19 protein-coding genes are annotated in these 17042 nt (G+C 43.0%); 17 read left to right on the forward strand and 2 right to left on the reverse strand.

Translation table 11 applies throughout. The features are described 5' to 3' along the window. Positions 1-84: 84 nt before the first annotated feature. Together G400_RS0100635 and G400_RS0100640 are read right to left on the reverse strand one after the other, a co-directional pair. Positions 85-2661, reverse strand: coding sequence for a YfhO family protein (locus tag G400_RS0100635; RefSeq protein ID WP_017261708.1), 2577 nt, complete (start codon positions 2659-2661; stop codon positions 85-87). 49 nt (positions 2662-2710) lie between these two features. Further along, positions 2711-3658 (reverse strand): glycosyltransferase family 2 protein, encoded by a 948-nt coding sequence (locus G400_RS0100640; protein ID WP_017261709.1) that lies wholly within the window; start codon positions 3656-3658, stop codon positions 2711-2713. Positions 3659-4065: 407 nt separating this feature from the next. Here G400_RS0100640 and G400_RS0100645 point away from each other — a divergent pair, with 407 nt between their 5' ends. From G400_RS0100645 to G400_RS0100725, 17 genes are all read left to right on the forward strand, one after another. Next, positions 4066-4515: an OsmC family protein gene (locus G400_RS0100645; RefSeq protein WP_017261710.1), complete on the forward strand. Its 450-nt coding sequence runs from the start codon at positions 4066-4068 to the stop codon at positions 4513-4515. A gap of 213 nt (positions 4516-4728) precedes the next feature. Beyond that, entirely contained in the window at positions 4729-4929 is a 201-nt protein-coding gene (locus tag G400_RS0100650) for a hypothetical protein (protein ID WP_017261711.1), read from the forward strand. Positions 4930-5390: 461 nt separating this feature from the next. Further along, positions 5391-5954 (forward strand): phosphoribosyltransferase, encoded by a 564-nt coding sequence (locus G400_RS0100655; RefSeq protein ID WP_017261712.1) that lies wholly within the window; start codon positions 5391-5393, stop codon positions 5952-5954. A 92-nt stretch (positions 5955-6046) separates the two neighbouring features. Beyond that, entirely contained in the window at positions 6047-6946 is a 900-nt protein-coding gene (locus tag G400_RS0100660; protein WP_026017125.1) for an RluA family pseudouridine synthase, read from the forward strand. Between the two features lie 75 nt (positions 6947-7021). Then, positions 7022-7549 (forward strand): YqeG family HAD IIIA-type phosphatase, encoded by a 528-nt coding sequence (locus G400_RS0100665; RefSeq protein ID WP_017261714.1) that lies wholly within the window; start codon positions 7022-7024, stop codon positions 7547-7549. Then, complete coding sequence (gene yqeH, locus G400_RS0100670) at positions 7546-8691, forward strand: ribosome biogenesis GTPase YqeH (RefSeq protein WP_017261715.1); 1146 nt, start codon at positions 7546-7548, stop codon at positions 8689-8691. Before G400_RS0100665 ends, yqeH begins: the two co-directional genes overlap by 4 nt. Before the next feature lie 17 nt (positions 8692-8708). Continuing rightward, positions 8709-9023, forward strand: coding sequence for a ribosome assembly RNA-binding protein YhbY (yhbY, locus tag G400_RS0100675; RefSeq protein WP_017261716.1), 315 nt, complete (start codon positions 8709-8711; stop codon positions 9021-9023). Positions 9024-9060: 37 nt separating this feature from the next. Further along, positions 9061-9702, forward strand: coding sequence for a nicotinate-nucleotide adenylyltransferase (locus tag G400_RS0100680; RefSeq protein WP_017261717.1), 642 nt, complete (start codon positions 9061-9063; stop codon positions 9700-9702). Next, positions 9695-10312 (forward strand): bis(5'-nucleosyl)-tetraphosphatase (symmetrical) YqeK, encoded by a 618-nt coding sequence (gene yqeK / locus G400_RS0100685; protein WP_017261718.1) that lies wholly within the window; start codon positions 9695-9697, stop codon positions 10310-10312. The genes G400_RS0100680 and yqeK overlap by 8 nt, the downstream gene beginning before the upstream one ends. Positions 10313-10338: 26 nt before the next feature. Next, positions 10339-10701, forward strand: coding sequence for a ribosome silencing factor (gene rsfS, locus G400_RS0100690; protein WP_017261719.1), 363 nt, complete (start codon positions 10339-10341; stop codon positions 10699-10701). Then, positions 10698-11438, forward strand: coding sequence for a class I SAM-dependent DNA methyltransferase (locus G400_RS0100695; protein WP_017261720.1), 741 nt, complete (start codon positions 10698-10700; stop codon positions 11436-11438). Before rsfS ends, G400_RS0100695 begins: the two co-directional genes overlap by 4 nt. A gap of 4 nt (positions 11439-11442) precedes the next feature. Further along, positions 11443-12591: a nucleotidyltransferase gene (locus G400_RS0100700; protein WP_017261721.1), complete on the forward strand. Its 1149-nt coding sequence runs from the start codon at positions 11443-11445 to the stop codon at positions 12589-12591. Between the two features lie 84 nt (positions 12592-12675). After that, the gene (locus G400_RS0100705) at positions 12676-13227 is read left to right on the forward strand and encodes a YceD family protein (RefSeq protein ID WP_017261722.1); all 552 of its coding nucleotides are present in this window, start codon (positions 12676-12678) and stop codon (positions 13225-13227) included. Positions 13228-13291: 64 nt separating this feature from the next. Then, on the forward strand, positions 13292-13477 hold the full coding sequence (gene rpmF, locus G400_RS0100710) for a 50S ribosomal protein L32 (protein ID WP_017261723.1): 186 nt from the start codon (positions 13292-13294) through the stop codon (positions 13475-13477). A 254-nt stretch (positions 13478-13731) separates the two neighbouring features. Further along, positions 13732-14598 carry a sulfite exporter TauE/SafE family protein gene (locus G400_RS0100715; protein ID WP_017261724.1) on the forward strand — a complete coding sequence of 289 codons (867 nt, stop codon included), beginning with the start codon at positions 13732-13734 and terminating at the stop codon, positions 14596-14598. Positions 14599-14721: 123 nt separating this feature from the next. Then, positions 14722-15438: a response regulator transcription factor gene (locus tag G400_RS0100720; protein ID WP_017261725.1), complete on the forward strand. Its 717-nt coding sequence runs from the start codon at positions 14722-14724 to the stop codon at positions 15436-15438. Next, positions 15435-17015, forward strand: coding sequence for a HAMP domain-containing sensor histidine kinase (locus tag G400_RS0100725; RefSeq protein WP_017261726.1), 1581 nt, complete (start codon positions 15435-15437; stop codon positions 17013-17015). Before G400_RS0100720 ends, G400_RS0100725 begins: the two co-directional genes overlap by 4 nt. Positions 17016-17042 lie beyond the last annotated feature (27 nt).

The following is a 17042-nucleotide window of genomic DNA, read 5'->3' on the forward strand; positions in this document are numbered from 1 at the left end:
CGCTAAGCAAACGCAATTTGTCTGCTTAGCGATGATTTTTTGATGAATGTCGTTTATTGTGAATTTGATTTATTCATGGTTTGTTTAGACTGATCCTCTTCTTTTACGAAAGCGTATCCACAAGGATAGGAGGTAGAGGGCAAAACTTAAGAGGCTGATGATGAGTCCTAAACGAAAACCGGGCGCCCGGTAAGTTAAACGTACGCGATGTACACCTGGCGTCAACTTTATGGCACTGAGGTTGCCGACAACTTTATCAATTGATACCTGCTTGCCATCAACATAAGCGTGCCAACCATTGTCTTTAGGAATGCTCAGGAATAATAATGGTTTCTTCTTAGTGGCTGTTATCGTGCCTTGCAAGTGATCTGGCCGCCAGTCTTGATCAAGTTTGAAAGTCGATTTATGAAGGTCAATCAGGGACTGGTTGAAGGATTGCTGGTCCAGTGTCTGCAACGATTGTGAAAGATGTGTTAGCGGCGTTTTACTAGTTAAATTGATATGGACACGTTCGCCTTTTTTGAAATGCCCTAACGATAGTACTGCCTGTGTGCTGACATCTAACCGTGTTGTTTTCTTAGTTCCGTTGACGTGAATATTGGCGTTTGCCACGCTAACATTAGGGAAGTAGGCGTACAACGTACCCGTGGCAGTCGGTTTGATGATTAACTGATAGCGGTACTGCTTGTTTTTATATTCATAGCCGGTGCGCCGGACATTGACTGATTTAAAATAACGCACGTTACGGCCGGTGATGGCCTGCCAAACGTTATTTTGATTTTCTAGGGCCGCACCGCCCTTGAGTTTGACGTTCAGCAATTTATCATTTACAGCAAATCCCAACGGCAGTGCATGATCGTGAACAATCAGATCATAGTCATGGGGTGTCATCTGCAACTGGTATTTCACTGCAAATAGTGCATTAGTCAGGTGAGTACTACCTTCGGAACTTATTCGACGCTCATTTTTACTGTAAAAGCCGAGTCGATTTAACATGACACGTGTTGATTCATTCAAGGTGGAACTATATAAATCTATACCATGACTATTGAAAAGCAACGGGTCATTGTAATTATTATAGGTTTCCCCAAATGCAGCGTTAATTAATGAGTTGCTATTGTCGACTCGATAAAAGGCATGACTAGCACGTCTGATTTTGTTGAAATAGTTTTTTTCAATCGTGAAATTCTTTTGATAAATGGTTTGATTCCCAAATTGAGCGGGTTTGAGACCGAAATAGAAGTTTGCGGACAATTCAAACACAGTTACGAGAACAATACCAGAAAGGGCTAAACGACGCCAATGCTGGTTGTTGTATAAAACGAGCAAACCGGCAATACAGACAATAAAGCCTGTCGCAATTAGCCAGTACTTCGGGCTGACGTAAAAGTTCGCCAAGTCATCCCAGCGTCGAACGATTGGCTGAACAATCATAGCTGTCAGATAACCGATAGCTAGCATCACTAATGCAATCAATGCTGCACGCAGCACTAATCGGTTTTGTTTGAAAGCGTCTGTTTGCCAAGCTTCGTATGCGCTAATTACAACAATGAATGTGAAAAAGTAGGCATCACGAAACGGAAATCCGTTCGGCTGCTGCATCATGTGCCAGATAGTGTTAAACAGCGTTAAAAACATACTGAGCCCAAGAAAGGCTAGTAAAGTACCGGTTGTCCGTTTGTGATGACTGGTAATGGTCTTATTTAGGAAAAATAAAAGGACGAGTAACAGTGCGAAACTGCCCACAAATATGCTGGGATCATGTTCTAAGCGTTGTGGATAGTCGGCTGCGTTCAGCCCGAGCTGTGCGAAAGCGTCTAAGCCAAACTGAGGCGTAGGCAGGAAGGCCTGCCACGATAGACTTTGCTTGCTCGTTTTAAGCATGCCTAATAGAGTCGGTATTAGGACGAATAGGGTACTTACACCACTCAAAACAGAGGTAATAAGAAAACGTTTGATTGCTCGTGCATTGTGTTGCCACCATTGTTTCCATGATTGCTTTTCCGCTTGCTGATCAATTGTAAAGTAAACAAAATAGGTCAACGCGAACAGGCAAGTCATGTAGCCTAAATAATAGTTAGTGACGATAGTTGCCCACAATGCAAAGAAGTAAAGGACAGTGCCTTTGTTGTTAACTAATCGGCGAAGTCCCAGAATAACCAGCGGCAACAAAATAAGGGCATCCAGCCACATGATATCGTAAAAGTAAGTCGCGACAAAACCGCTAAGGCTAAAGATTGTTGAAAATATGAGGTTTTGCCAGTGTGTATTATGGTACACGCGGCGCAAATAATAACTCATACTAAAGCCAATAGTGCCAACTTTTAATAAGATAATGAAAGTTATTGCCAGTGGCACCTGATTGGCCGGGAAGAAGAACAACAATAGATTAAACGGGCTTAGCATGTAATACGCTACTAATGGAAACGCATTATCGCCCAAAGATAGACTAAACGAATAAAACGAGAATTGACCAGTCGTAATTGCATGCCGGAATTGTGTTAACCAGGCTACATACTGTGTGCCCATATCGCTTATTAGGAGGTTATGACTACCGAATGGCGTAATTCCTAGTGCCCAAAATACTAAACCAACAAGTATCATTGGAACGACAAAAGCCGTCATATCGTATTGAAAACGTTGACGGCCATACTGATTCATAGTTTGAGGGATTTCAGGTTTGGACGATTGTGGATATTGATTTAAAATCTTACTTTTCCTCCTTAACGATGTAGATTGGACGATGCTTGCTTTCCAAATAAAGTCGACCAACATACTTGCCTAAAATTCCAAGGCAGAATAATTGAAGCCCGCCAATTAAAAGGATGATACATACAAGTGATGGCCAACCAGCGGTGTGATCACCATAAATAAGCGCACGAATGACGATGAAGATTAGCGCAAAGAAGGCGGCAAAGAAAGATAAGAATCCAGTATATGAGGCAATGGATAAAGGCGCATCAGAAAAATCAATGATGCCTTCTAGAGAATAGCTAAACAATTGAAAGAATGACCAATGCGTGTCACCAGCGACTCGATCCTGGTTTTCGAATTCAATGTACTTTGTTTTGAAACCAACCCAGCTGAAAATTCCCTTTGAAAAACGATTAACTTCAGCCATTGATAAGATGGCATCGACCACTTGGCGTGTCATTAGACGATAATCTCTTGCACCTTCAACGATGTGCGTTTGGGAAATCCGATTGATGACTCGGTAGAATGCGCGACTGAAGAAAGAACGAATTGGCGGCTCACCTTTACGTGTGACACGACGAGAGCCGACAATGTCATAATGCTCATTCTGAATGCCTGAAACCATTTGGATGAGTAATTCAGGAGGATCTTGCAAATCAACATCCATGACGGCGACAAAATCACCAGTAGCGTGCTGTAGACCAGCGTAAAGAGCAGATTCCTTTCCAAAGTTACGCGAAAACGAGACATAATGAACATGCTCAACATCTTGTTGCTGCAATTTACGTAATTCAGTTAACGTGTTATCCGTGGATCCATCATTAATGAACCAATACTCGGGCTCAAAGCCTGGGAACTGTTCGCGTAGTTTGACGAAAACTTTTTGAACTGCCGGATAGAATAGTGGAATTGTTGGTTCCTCATTGTAACAGGGAACAATAATTGAGATAACTTGTTTTGACAACGGGTTTACTTCCTTACCTTATGTGTTTAGTTTGAACTTTTAAATTATGGTCTACTGATAATTATACTTAATTATAAACGACAAAGTCCAACAAACGATATAAACTTACTCAAAAGCCGGCATTACTGACGATCAGTGGGGGTCATCACATAAAAATACTGTTAATATGCTTTATGTCATAGACAATTTTAGAAAATGTATATAGCAATTGTGTTTGAGAAAACTGCAAAATTGAGTTCACTTGTCCATTCAACGTCTGATTTGTAAGGAAACGTTATCAACTGCACTTGAACAAAAAAGCTTGCTGATAGTTTCTGAATAATGATTAATTGCGAATCCTTACGAATGTCGGTAAATTTGCTGTGTAGTTAAGCAAAGATGTTTTAGGTAATAGGAGGCGTTTTACGATGGCAGTAGAAGGTTCGCTCTATCATACTCACGTGGTTAATGAGAACGGCTTAGTTGGGCAAAGCTTTGTTGAAGGTAACGAAGGTTTGTCGTTAGGTGTTAGTAGCTCTTTAGTTTCCGCATCGGGCACTAACCCAGAACAGTTTATTGGATTTGCACTGAGCACTTGTTTTAACGCAACGTTACGAATTGTTGAGCAGCAACGTCACATACCCCAGGACACTCAGGTTCGAACAAGGGTTGATATCGTTAAAGATACAGTGGGATATAAGTTTATCGTTGACGCTCAGGTTATGTTTCCAAATGAGAATCAAGAGGATGCCCAAGCTGTTTTGGATGATGCATTAAATCAGTGTCCAGTCGCGAAATTGTTAAAAGCAAATGATAATGTCAATTTTAGGATTGTTAACGCTTTTAATGATGAGGACACTGAAAACTACGGTGAATAATGCGCTAGTCTGGCAGCGATCCCACTTACTTTAGAATTGAATCTATTTTTCCATTGGAAAGCGCCCACTCGTTTGTTTACTGACGAGTGAGCGTTTTGCTTTACTTTGTTCCGAAAATGTTTAGACTGAATATTCCAGTAAAGAAACACAAGTTCTCATTGTTGGCGGGCTGGCGTCGATAATTGTTTTGAGAATGCAGAAAAGAGGTCACCTATGAAAACTTATAAAATGCAAACACGTGGGGAATGGAATGTTGAAGTTCGCCACGGAAGACAATGGGTTTCAATTCTTGACCACGTTTCATATGATACCGCTAAGTTAGCGTTGGATCGCATTAATGCTACACAGCAGGCCAACTATCGTCTTCATTATCTAGGACATGAAAACATGATCAACTCAACGAAAACAGCTTAAAATGGGCTACGATGCGGATGGGACAATGGTACATCCTTGGCAGTATGTAGCAGTCACCGGTTTCGATTTTAAAAACGTTAGTGAATTAATCGTTTTTAGGGGCAAGCGACTATTGAAGAGAGCGGGACATAACACGTTTTGGCTTTCTCAGGTAACGCGAATAAGGCATTCATGGGTGTTTTTCCCATGAATGCCTTATTCGTGTTAGATGAGCAAAAGTCAGTGTTATGTCCCGCGTTTGCGGCAATTTTTCATCCGCATGACCCTTTGCGGTTGAAGAAAAATTGCCTGTTGACGTTTCATTAGAAATTGAGTTGAGGCGTTATGTCCCAGTTTCTTTTTTGTTTTAGTTATTACTGGTTTAACTTGTGCCCGTAGAGAATTCGGGTTACGATATCGTCACCACAATTGAATATTAAACAGTCTTTGTAACGAGTGAGACACTCAGAAAGGATCTAATTGTGAACAACGAATCTCTGAAAACGCTACTCGATGACCATATTGGTCAAATTTTTGCGACACCTGATCAAATTGAGGTGATGGCGTCTGCTGTTGCTAAACAGATCAGTGAAAAAAATAAGACAACAAATCCACTGCTTATTGGTGTGATGAAAGGCGCTGCTCAGTGGACAATTGCTGTCAGTCAACGGCTGTCGATTCCCTCTGATCTCGATTTTGTTTCTGTCACTAGCTATAGTGGCGAACAGCAGAGCGAGCCAGTAATGTTGCAGAAACCGACTATTTCGTTCACAGGTCGCCATATCGTCTTATTGGATGAAATTATTGATACGGGAAATACCTTGTCTTTTCTAAAACGTTGGTTATTAGCTCAAGGTGCCAGAAGTGTTGAAATAGCGGTTATGGCTGACAAACCGATGACGCGCGTGACACCAGTTCAGATTGATTACCTTGGCCTTACGGTGCCTAACGTGTGGCTGGTCGGATTTGGCATGGACTTAAACGGAGCGTACCGTAATCTGCCGGCAATAGCCGAGTATGTTAAAAATCCAGTTTTGAAGCAGTAGCTAGATGGATTTGTTACGCTTTTGTTCGCAGAATATTATTAATATTCTGAATTGTATAGTAGAAACACACTAGAAAGCGGGTTAGCAAAACATTGAAATTTAGTTGGCGTTCAGCTGCAACTTATGTCAGCGTCAAACAATTTTTGTTTGCACAAGGAATCAGCCATAATTTATGGACTCGTCAGCGGCATCTTGGAGGCAAGATAACGTTGAATCAGCAAATCACTCAGCCGGATCATTCAGTTGCTATTGGTGATGTTGTCACCTTGTCGTTGCCCAACGAGACCAGTGACGCGAACATTGCTGTCGATGAGGAACCAATCGATATTTTGATGGCTGATGAAAATTGGCTGGTAGTCAATAAAAGCGCAGGCGTCAATGCTGTTCCTGGACCAAGTGATCAGCAAACAACGATGGTTAACCGCATCAAAGGTTGGCTCGTGGCTAATAACGCTGATAATTTAGTGCCACATTTAATCACCCGGTTAGATCGTGATACAAGCGGGATCATGTTGGTGGCACGTAATGGCATTGTTCAGGGAATGATTGCCCCTCAAGTAGATCAGCACACAATGCGAAAAACATACCTCGCACTGGTGGAAGGAAGATTTGAGAATGACCACGGTGTTATTGACAGTCCAATTGGACGAGTGGATGGACAGGTTGCTAGGGCGATAACTTCAAATGGACAATCTGCAATTACTGAATATAACGTGTTAGAACAGTTTGAAAATATCGCATTAGTTGAATTAAATTTAAAAACAGGACGGACTCATCAGATTAGAGTACACATGCAGAGTATTGGTCATCCACTACTCGGTGATCGTTTATATGGTGGATCGCTTAAGTTAATGCAACGACAGGCATTGCATGCATGGCAATTATCATTTACAGATCCTGTTACTCAACAGCGACAGACCTACACTGTACCATTACCTGAGGATATGCAGGCGGTGGTGAATCATTTGCGTGATTCGAAACCGGTGGAATAAGCATTTTTAAGTGCTTTCTGGTATAATGATTTAGATAATTTTGTGCTAAAAATAGTCAGAAGCAAGGAGCTTTAAATGATCGCCAATTTCAAACCAACTTGGATGATTTCAGCAATATATAATGTTTCGCCAGAACAATTAAAGGCAGCGGGCATTCGTGTTATTTTGACAGATTTAGATAATACGTTGATTGCTTGGAATAATCCGGATGGAACGCCGCAGTTACGACGGTGGATCCAAACGATGCATGCAAATAATATTCGCATTGTAGTCGTTTCAAATAACAGTGCTGCTCGCATCTCACGAGCAGTCACGCCCTTAGGGCTTGAATTCGTTTCACGTTCACTAAAACCATTAACGCGCGGTATTCGTCAGGCGCAACGGCGGCTCTCATTGAGTAATAGTGAAGTTGTGATGGTTGGTGATCAGCTGATGACAGACATGTGGGCGGCAAATAATGCGCATGTGCGGAGTATTTTAGTGAAGCCGCTGATTGAGACGGACAAATGGGATACACGAATTAACCGCTTCTTTGAGCGATTTGTGATGCAACGGTTACGCCGTGTTTATCCGACGATGACATGGCAGGAGGATTTACGATGAGTGAAGCAGTAACGAATGAAACGTCAGAGCCACTGTACTGCATTGGCTGTGGAGCCAAGATTCAAACAACAGATTCCACTGCCGTTGGCTATACACCTCAATCGGCTTTAAAAAAAGGACTTGAAAACGGTGAATTGTATTGCCAGCGTTGTTTTCGTTTACGTCATTACAACGAAATCGTGCCAGTGTCATTAACAGATGACGATTTTCGACGGTTACTGGCACAGATTCGAGATGCCAACGCCCTAATCGTCTATGTTGTTGATATTTTTGACTTTAATGGCAGTATGATTCCTGGATTACATCGTTTTGTTGGTGATAATCCAATTCTACTAGTTGGTAATAAAGAAGATGTTTTGCCACGTTCGCTTAAACGAAGCAAACTGACTGATTGGGTACGTCAGCAGGCTAATGCCAACGGGTTGCGACCACTGGCCACGACGCTACTGAGTGCAAAAAATGGCCGTGACGTGGATGACCTGTTGACGTTGATTGATAAATACCGTGGTGATCGTGACGTTTATGTTGTAGGCGTGACTAACGTTGGTAAGTCGACGTTGATTAACCAGATTTTAAAACAAAACTCTGGTGTCGCTGATCTGATCACAACGTCACGTTTCCCTGGCACAACGCTAGACAAGATTGAAATTCCACTTGGAGAAGATCATGTCTTAGTTGACACACCAGGAATTATTCATCCTGAACAGATGGCGCATTTTCTAAGTGCAGGGGCTTTAAAGTATGTCGCCCCACAAAAGGAAATCAAGCCACGTGTTTATCAGCTACAAGGTGAACAAACGTTGTTCATGGGCGCAGTAGCAAGGTTTGATTTATTGTCTGCAACAACAGATAGTCGGACAACCGGTGTTAGTGCCTATTTCGAGAACAATCTGATGATCCATCGAACAAAATTGACGCACGCAGATGATTTTTATCGTGATCACGCTGGTGAGATACTCACGCCACCTTCCCAGGATGAGTTGGCAGATCTACCTGAATTGGCAAGACACGAATTTCGCACAACGGAGAAAAGTGATCTCGTTATTGAAGGATTGGGCTGGGTAACAGTTCCCGCCAATGTAACGATTGCTGGCTGGGCACCAAAGGGTGTCAACGTCTTGTTAAGGCGCGCAATGATTTAAAACGGGAGAGACATTATATGGATTTAAAAGGTAAACAAAAACATTTTTTACGTTCTGAAGCACATTCACTACGTCCACTGTTTTCGGTGGGAAAGAATGGCTTGACAGAAACGTGGTTAGACCAATTAACTGGGGCCTTGGAGAAACGTGAACTTATAAAGGTGAACTTGTTACAAAGTGCAGATGCAACTGTCGCGGAGGCAAAGACCTTTATTGAAAAAAATCCGCGGATTACTGTAGTCCAAACAATCGGTCATACGCTGGTGTTGTTTATGCCTGCAACGGATCCAGATAATCAACGGTTATCGAAAAAGGTTGCAGCATTGGTTTAGTGTTAGGGTAAACACGTGAAATAAGTAGGGATAGACAATGATTACATCGACGTTAACGACTAAACAAACGGGCACTCAAGTGATGACAGAAATGGTCACAGAAATGCCTAAACAACGGGTAGGTATTTTGGGTGGGACTTTTAATCCGCCACACCTAGGTCATCTTATTATTGCGGATCAAGTGGGTAAGCAATTGGGATTAAATAAGGTTCTTTTTATGCCCAATGCTCAGCCTCCGCATATTGACCCTAAACTTGCAATTGATCCTTTGCTACGGGCAAGAATGGTTCGTCGTGCTATTTTCGGAAACCCATTGTTTGACTTAGAGATGAGTGAAATTCAACGTGGCGGCAAAAGCTACACGTATGACACGATGGTGGATTTGAAAACGCGTCATCCTAAAACTGAGTATTACTTTATTATTGGTGGGGATGAAGTGGCATATCTGCCAAAATGGCATCGTATCGATGAGTTGGCAAAAATAGTAACGTTTGTTGGTGTTGGTCGAGCTGGCTATAAGAAGCAAACGCCATATCCAGTCATTTGGGTCGATGTGCCGACAATTGACATAAGTAGTTCAATGATTCGTGATCGTGTCAAACGTGGGCAATCGATTCGCTACTTAGTTCCAGAGGCAGTTGAAGCATACATTAAGGAGCATCAGTTGTATCATGAGTAAGGCAATGCGATATCAGCAGCATCTTTATAACGGCACACGTGATGAACTGGTTGAAGCCGTTCATCAACAGTTGCGTGACAAACGGTTCAATCATTGTCTGCGCGTAGAACAAACTGCGATTCAGTTAGCAGAGGAAAACGGTGTTGATTTGGAAAAGGCTAGTATTGCTGGTCTGGTCCATGATTATGCCAAAGAGCGTAGTGATGAGGCGTTCATCGGCATGATTAAAAAACATCAAATGGATCCGGATCTACTGAATTGGGGCAATGCTATTTGGCATGGTATTGTGGGCGCAGAATTTATTCATGATGAGCTCGGCATCGAGGATGAAGATATTTTAAATGCCGTTCGTTTTCACACCACGGGTGCTGTGGAAATGTCACCATTGGCACAAATTGTTTATATGGCGGATTATATTGAACCCGAACGTGATTTTGATGGTGTCGATGAAGCTAGACGAATAACCCACAAAGATTTGCGTGCTGGGGTTGCTTTTCAGACGAAACACACGATGCTGTATTTAGCCGAGAAAAATGCACCGATTTATCCAGCAACCTTATTAACGTTTAATCGTTGGGTCGCGCAGAAACAAATGAAGTATAACTATTAATCAATTAAGTGAAATGAGGAACTATTTTGGATAGTAAACAAATGTTGGAAGTGGCCGTAAAGGCTGGAGATGCTAAACGTGCTGAAGATATCGTGGCGCTAGATGTTGAGCAGGTTAGCTTAGTGGCGGATTATTTTGCCATTATGAACGGGGGTTCTAAACGTCAGGTTCAGGCGATTACCCAGGCTGTTTTGGATGCTGAAAGTGAAGCTGGTGTAACAGTTCGCCGCGTTGAGGGTAAAGCAGAGGGTACTTGGGTTCTGCTAGATTTCGGCGATATTGTCGTTCATATTTTTCAGGAAGAACAGCGTCATTACTATGATTTAGAAAAATTATGGTCAGATGCGCCGATGGTTAACCTGACGGATTGGTTGGGCGAAACAGCATGATTTACGGGCAGTTTGCTGATTTTTATGACGAACTGTTTGACCCAGCTATGTATGATTCATGGCTGGGTTTTGTGCGTTCCCAAGGAGTCGTGAAGACTGATAGCGTGCTGGATTTAGCGTGCGGTACGGGGCGGTTAGCAATCAAGATGATTCAGTCGGGTTATCAAGTGGCTGGTCTGGATCTGGCGCCAGAAATGTTGAGTATCGCTGCAAGTAAGGCGCAAGCAGCCGGTGTTGAGTTGCCGTTGATTCAGGGTGATATGACTGCATTAGGCGACCTTGGCCTGTATAACACAATTACTTGTTTTGACGATTCCCTTTGCTACTTGCCAAATGAAGATGAGATGGCGGAGGCGTTCCGCGAGGCTGCTGCGCATTTAACTGACAATGGGCATTATCTTTTTGACGTTATTACACCTCATCAAACAGATGATGTTTATCCTGGTTACATGTATAATTTTCACGACGATCATCGTGCATTCATGTGGACTAGTTACGAAGGCGATGCTGAACATCAAGTCGAACATGATTTGAACTTTTTCATTTGGAATGAATCGATTAAGGGTTATGACCACCATGCTGAGCTACACGTGGAAAGAACGTATCCACTGGCAACATATCGACGATTGCTGACCCAGGCAGGCTTTGATCAAATTCAGGTGTTTGCTGACTTTGGGAAAGCTGAACCGGACGCGGACACAACGCGTTGGTTCTTTGACTGTCGACGGGAAGGATGACACTATGCAGGCAGTAGGTGTTGTGGCGGAGTATAATCCATTTCATAATGGTCATCGCTATCATTTACAGCGAGCGCGCGCGGTTACGGGCGCTGACGTTGTTATTGCTGTCATGAGCGGCAATTTTGTTCAGCGCGGTGAAGCAGCCATATTCAATAAGTGGCAACGAGCATCGGAGGCACTTCACAATGGGGCTGATCTCGTGGTGGAATTGCCATTTCACTGGGCCGTTCAGCCGGCTCACTTGTTTGCACAAGGGGCTTTGTTGTTGTTGTCTGCTATGCAAGTGCCAACGCTGGTCTTTGGTGCTGAACATGAGCAAACGGACTTTGCGGCGTTAGCTCATGCGACAGTCAATGATTCGCAGGCGTTTAAGACGTTTAACGAAACTTATGCCACGTTATTTAACGCACAATTAGAATCACAAACTGGATTTCGTCTGGATCAACCCAACGATATTCTTGGCTATGGTTACGCAGTTGCGAACTCGAAACTATCGTCGCCATTAAGGTTAGTACCGGTCGCAAGAGTTGGTAGTGAGTATCATGATGTCCAAATGAATCCACGGGGCTTTTCGAGTGCAACTGCCATCAGACAGACCGTTCTCGGTCATCAGCGCGGTGTTAATGTGGCAGCAAACGTGCCTTCCGAGACATTTGCTGATATTCGTCACCTGACGCCATTGAAAGGGTGGTCGCCAAAGATGTGGGCCTTGTTACGACATACGTTATTGATGATGCCAATCGCGTCTTTACACCAAATTTATCAAATGTCTGAAGGTCTAGATTACCGTTTAAAAGAAGCCGCAGAAACGCAGGCAAACTGGGACGATTTTTTAGCCGCGATTAAGACAAAACGATATACCTATTCACGGTTACAACGTGTTTGTTTATATGCCTTAGTCCACGCGCTTGATGACGAAATGATTCCCGGACAAACAGACTACTTACGGTTACTTGGCTTTACGTCAGCCGGTCAACAGTATTTAAACGCACACAAGAAAACGTTTGGGTTGCCCATCGTAACTAGGTTTGACCAGACTTTGAAAAAAACGACATTAAATTTAGACTATCGTGCCGGCATGTTGTATGAAATGCTATCAGGGCAGGCGCAGGACTTCCGTCATGACCCGATTCGAATAGACAACAAATAGAATCATTTGGCTGTCAAGGATTTTACGTTGACATTGTATTAATGCGCCGGTATAATAAAATTCGTTGCATTAGGAGGTTTATCGATGAAATGGTCGCTCAAAGAGCTTGAAAAGTATCGTAATGAGCCACTGCGGATCGACGAAACTTTAGATGTGAAAGTGAAGATGCTTGATCGGTTCGCTGATCGGGTTATCGACATCGATCCCGTTAAAGTGGTTGGAACCGTTATGGTTGATCGTGACGATGTTCTACTAGATGTCAAGGTTAGCGGTAAAGCTGTTGTGCCTTCGAGTCGTTCGTTGGCACCGGTGGATTTTCCGTTTGACTTTGACATGAACGAGATTTACATCACGGAAGAGAGTCACTTTGATCGCTATGAGGAAAACGAAACGGTTTTACTCTTGGAGACTCAAACTGTTGACTTAGATGAGGGTGTGATTGACAATATCATTGCCCAAATTCCTATGCAAATTCTAACTGAGTCAGAACGTAATGGTCAGGATATGCCAACTGGCAATGGTTGGGAAGTTATTTCCGAAGACGATTACACGGCTGAACAGGAAGAAAATCAACCCATTGATCCACGTCTCGCTAAGTTAAAGGGATTGTTCCCTGATCAGGACCAAGACCGGTAGGATGGCTTAGCAGATTTTAAAAACACATGTGTGGATAAAATCATTCAAGGAGGTGCTCGTTCACATGGCTGTACCAGCACGGAAAACATCTAAAGAAAAGAAGTTGAAGCGTCGGGGTCACATCAAATTAGCAACGCCTAATTTGGCTCCATGCCCAAACTGTGGTGAATTACGTATGTCACATCGTGTCTGCCCTAGTTGCGGATACTACGATGGCAAGCAAGTCGTTAAGACTGCTAACAACGCTTAATTCATGATTGAAAACATCTGAGAGGCCTAGGCTCTCAGGTGTTTTTTTCTCGATTTTTTATCAATCAGTTTAAAAGGCTCACTTTATGTTGAAGCCACGGGGAAAAGATGACAATACAACACCGTTTAGGTTGATGTTTTACTGGCATTAAATATTAGTGGTGATGTGGATTTGATTCCTACTTTTGGGTCGAAAACACTGTAGCAATTACGGTATAATCATTGCTTGTAATCTTTATGAACGGAGTGTAATCCATGCGAACGGGACTATTAGCAGTATTAATTATCGTGGGTGTGTGTTTTGCGACATATGTTGGTGCTGATCTTTATCGACACTGGGATACTGTGCGTCACTCATCTGCGCCGACAATTGGGGTAGCATTGAGCGGAATGCTGATTTTCTTTTTATCCACATTAGGGGTATCCGACTTTGCGGTCAGTACAGCAATTTATACGCCAACAAAATGGGTATCTGTAAAACGGCTACCAGGAACACTTAATGTTCAAGGCGTCGTGCCATTTGTTTTGATGGCGGTCGGCTTCATTGGTGTCGTTAAAGTCGATCCTGTGACCTTATTGGCACTGGTAGCTGCTCAAGTGGTGGGAGCGGTGTTGAGTCCTCGCTTTGTTGTGAAATTGCCTGAAAGGACGATCAAACGATGGATTGCATGCGGTTTAATTATTGCAGGTTTATTCATTCTAGCCGGCCGATTACATTTAATTGCCGGTAATGGGACAGCCTTGCGACTCAGCGGACTGTCACTGATTGTTGGTTGTGGGTTGCAGGTGCTCTATGGGGCACTGAATAATATCGGTATCGGCTCTTATGCGTTAACGACAGCCACTATCTACGCGCTAGGATTGAACCCCTTGGTTGCTTTTCCAATTATGATGAGTGGGTCAGCGCTATCGGTTGCGGCCGGTAGTAGTTTATTTGTGTACTACGGTGATTATGATCGTAAGGTGGCCAGCATTGCATCGCTGTTCGGCGTTGTTGGCGTTCTTGTCGGGTTGATGGTCTTTGCACACTTCAATGTGGCGATTGTTTCTTGGCTTGTAATTGGCGTGCTTTTTTACACGTCGTTTAACCTATTTTATTCGCTATCTCGGACAAGACATTGAGGAAACAAACGGACAGCCGGTGATGCTAGCAGAAATGGCGTTTAAATGATAAAATGAGAGCGTTGTTAAAAATTGAACCGTTCAGACTTAGAGAACGATAATAAAATGCGGAGTGTTAATTAAATGGAAAACACGGAACAAACAAATGCGAAGAAGTATAGTATTCTCATTATTGAAGATGAGAAGAACCTAGCTCGCTTTGTTGACCTTGAATTGAAACATGAAGGGTACACAACCCAAGTAGAATACAACGGTCGGACAGGTTTGGAAGCGGCACTTGAAACCGACTTTGATGTTATTTTGCTTGACTTGATGCTACCCGAATTAAATGGTTTAGAGGTTTGCCGGCGAGTTCGGGAAGTAAAGAGCACACCAATTGTGATGATGACAGCGCGTGACTCTGTGATCGATCGAGTTTCTGGTCTTGATCATGGAGCTGATGACTACATCGTTAAGCCGTTTGCCATTGAAGAACTGTTGGCTCGTGTACGGGCTTTATTACGGCGGATTGACATTGAAGGTGAACAGAAGAACTTCAAACAAACCGTTGTTGAATATAAAGATCTGCGAATCGAAAAAGAAAACCGGATCGTTCGTCGCGGTGATGAAATCATTAATTTGACTAAGCGTGAATACGAGTTGTTACTGACACTGATGGAAAACGTCAATGTTGTGTTAGCCCGTGATGTACTACTACAAAAAGTATGGGGTTACGAATCAGAAGTTGAAACTAATGTCGTGGATGTTTACATTCGTTATCTGCGTAACAAGATCGATCGCCCAGGTGAGGAAAGTTACATTCAAACAGTTCGCGGAACAGGATACGTAATTCGTTCATGATGACTGATAAACAAACAACCAAAAAAAGACGACGCATGTCGTTAAAATGGAAATGGGCACTCGGTACCGGTACGGGTGTCTTTGTCATTTTTACGATTGTATTAGGATTATTATTTTCTAGCTTTACCTCAGTTCTTTTACGTCAGGAAAAACGACGAACGACAGATGCGATTAATGTCGTGACTCAACGGTTAAATGACAATGTTAAGGACTTGACGAGTGACGATGTTGAACCGGTTCTTCGTCCTCGTGAAAATCCTTATTTACCGCATGATCCAAGTAAGCCAGATCAACAACATAACTTGTATAATGATGCGATCATTCGAACGTTGGCCAATGATAATTTGGCCGTTAGCGTTTATGACCGTAGTGGCTCTGAAATTTTCGCATCACGGGTTGATCCACAGCCGTTTGAGTCCGTTAGCAAACGCCAATTGAAGTTAAGCCATTTGAATGGTCATGTTGTGTATGTTGGCCGCGCTCCGATTTATCAGCATGGTACCAAACGGGTCGTTGGTTATGTTCAGGTAACCAATCAGCTCAATGGCTATTGGCGAACGTATCAACGAACTGGGTCCATCTTAATTGTACTGTTATTGATTGGGTTACTGGCAATATCGGTATTCGGTTATATTTTAGCTAGCTATTTCTTACGACCAATTTCTGATATTAGTGCGACAATCACTAAGGCGAGCGAAGACCCCCAGTCTAGTACGCGGGTACCGGAGTCTCGTCGCAATGACGAGTTGTCTGATCTGTCGGAATTATTGAATCGGATGCTGGATCAAATGCAACGATATATTGATCAGCAGCAACAATTTGTGGGTGATGTGTCTCACGAATTACGGACGCCAGTGGCTATCATTCAGGGCCATATGGAGCTGCTAAATCGCTGGGGTAAGGACGATCCTGAGGTGTTGAATGAGTCCATTCAGGCTTCTTTAGCTGAAACCAAACGAATGAAGAGTTTGGTACAAGAAATGTTGGATCTATCACGGGCTGAACAGGTGGAAATTGACTTCCGCAATCAGGTTACGGATATCAAAATGGTAGTCAATCAGGTCTTTAACAACTTCAAGATGATTCATCCGGACTTCACGTTTTCTTTGGATGATGATTTACGTAAGCCAACTTACGTTTCGATGTTTCGTGATCATTTGGAGCAGGTGCTTATTATTTTGATGGACAATGCGGTCAAATATTCACAAACTCGCAAAGAGGTCCACGTATCTTTGTCAGAAGACGGTCGGAACGCTCAGGTGTCCGTACAGGACTTTGGAGAAGGCATTGCACCTGAGAATATGGATCGGGTCTTTAATCGCTTCTATCGGGTTGACAAGGCTCGCTCACGTGAAAAAGGCGGTAATGGACTCGGATTATCCATTGCTAAACGATTGGTCGAAGGGTATAACGGTCACGTTTCTGTTGAGTCGTCACTTGGCCATGGTTCAATCTTCCAAATTTCTTTGCATATTTTGACTGATCAGGAACGGCATCATTTGGAGGAATTGCAAGCAACGCAAGAGCCAAGTAAACCGCTTGATGAAACACTTAAAGATAGCAATTTACTTGAATAGTTCTTTCTTTTATCATGGAAAGTTTGA

Source organism: Furfurilactobacillus rossiae DSM 15814 (assembly GCF_000428925.1).
In the GTDB taxonomy this organism is placed as follows: Bacteria; Bacillota; Bacilli; order Lactobacillales; family Lactobacillaceae; genus Furfurilactobacillus; species Furfurilactobacillus rossiae.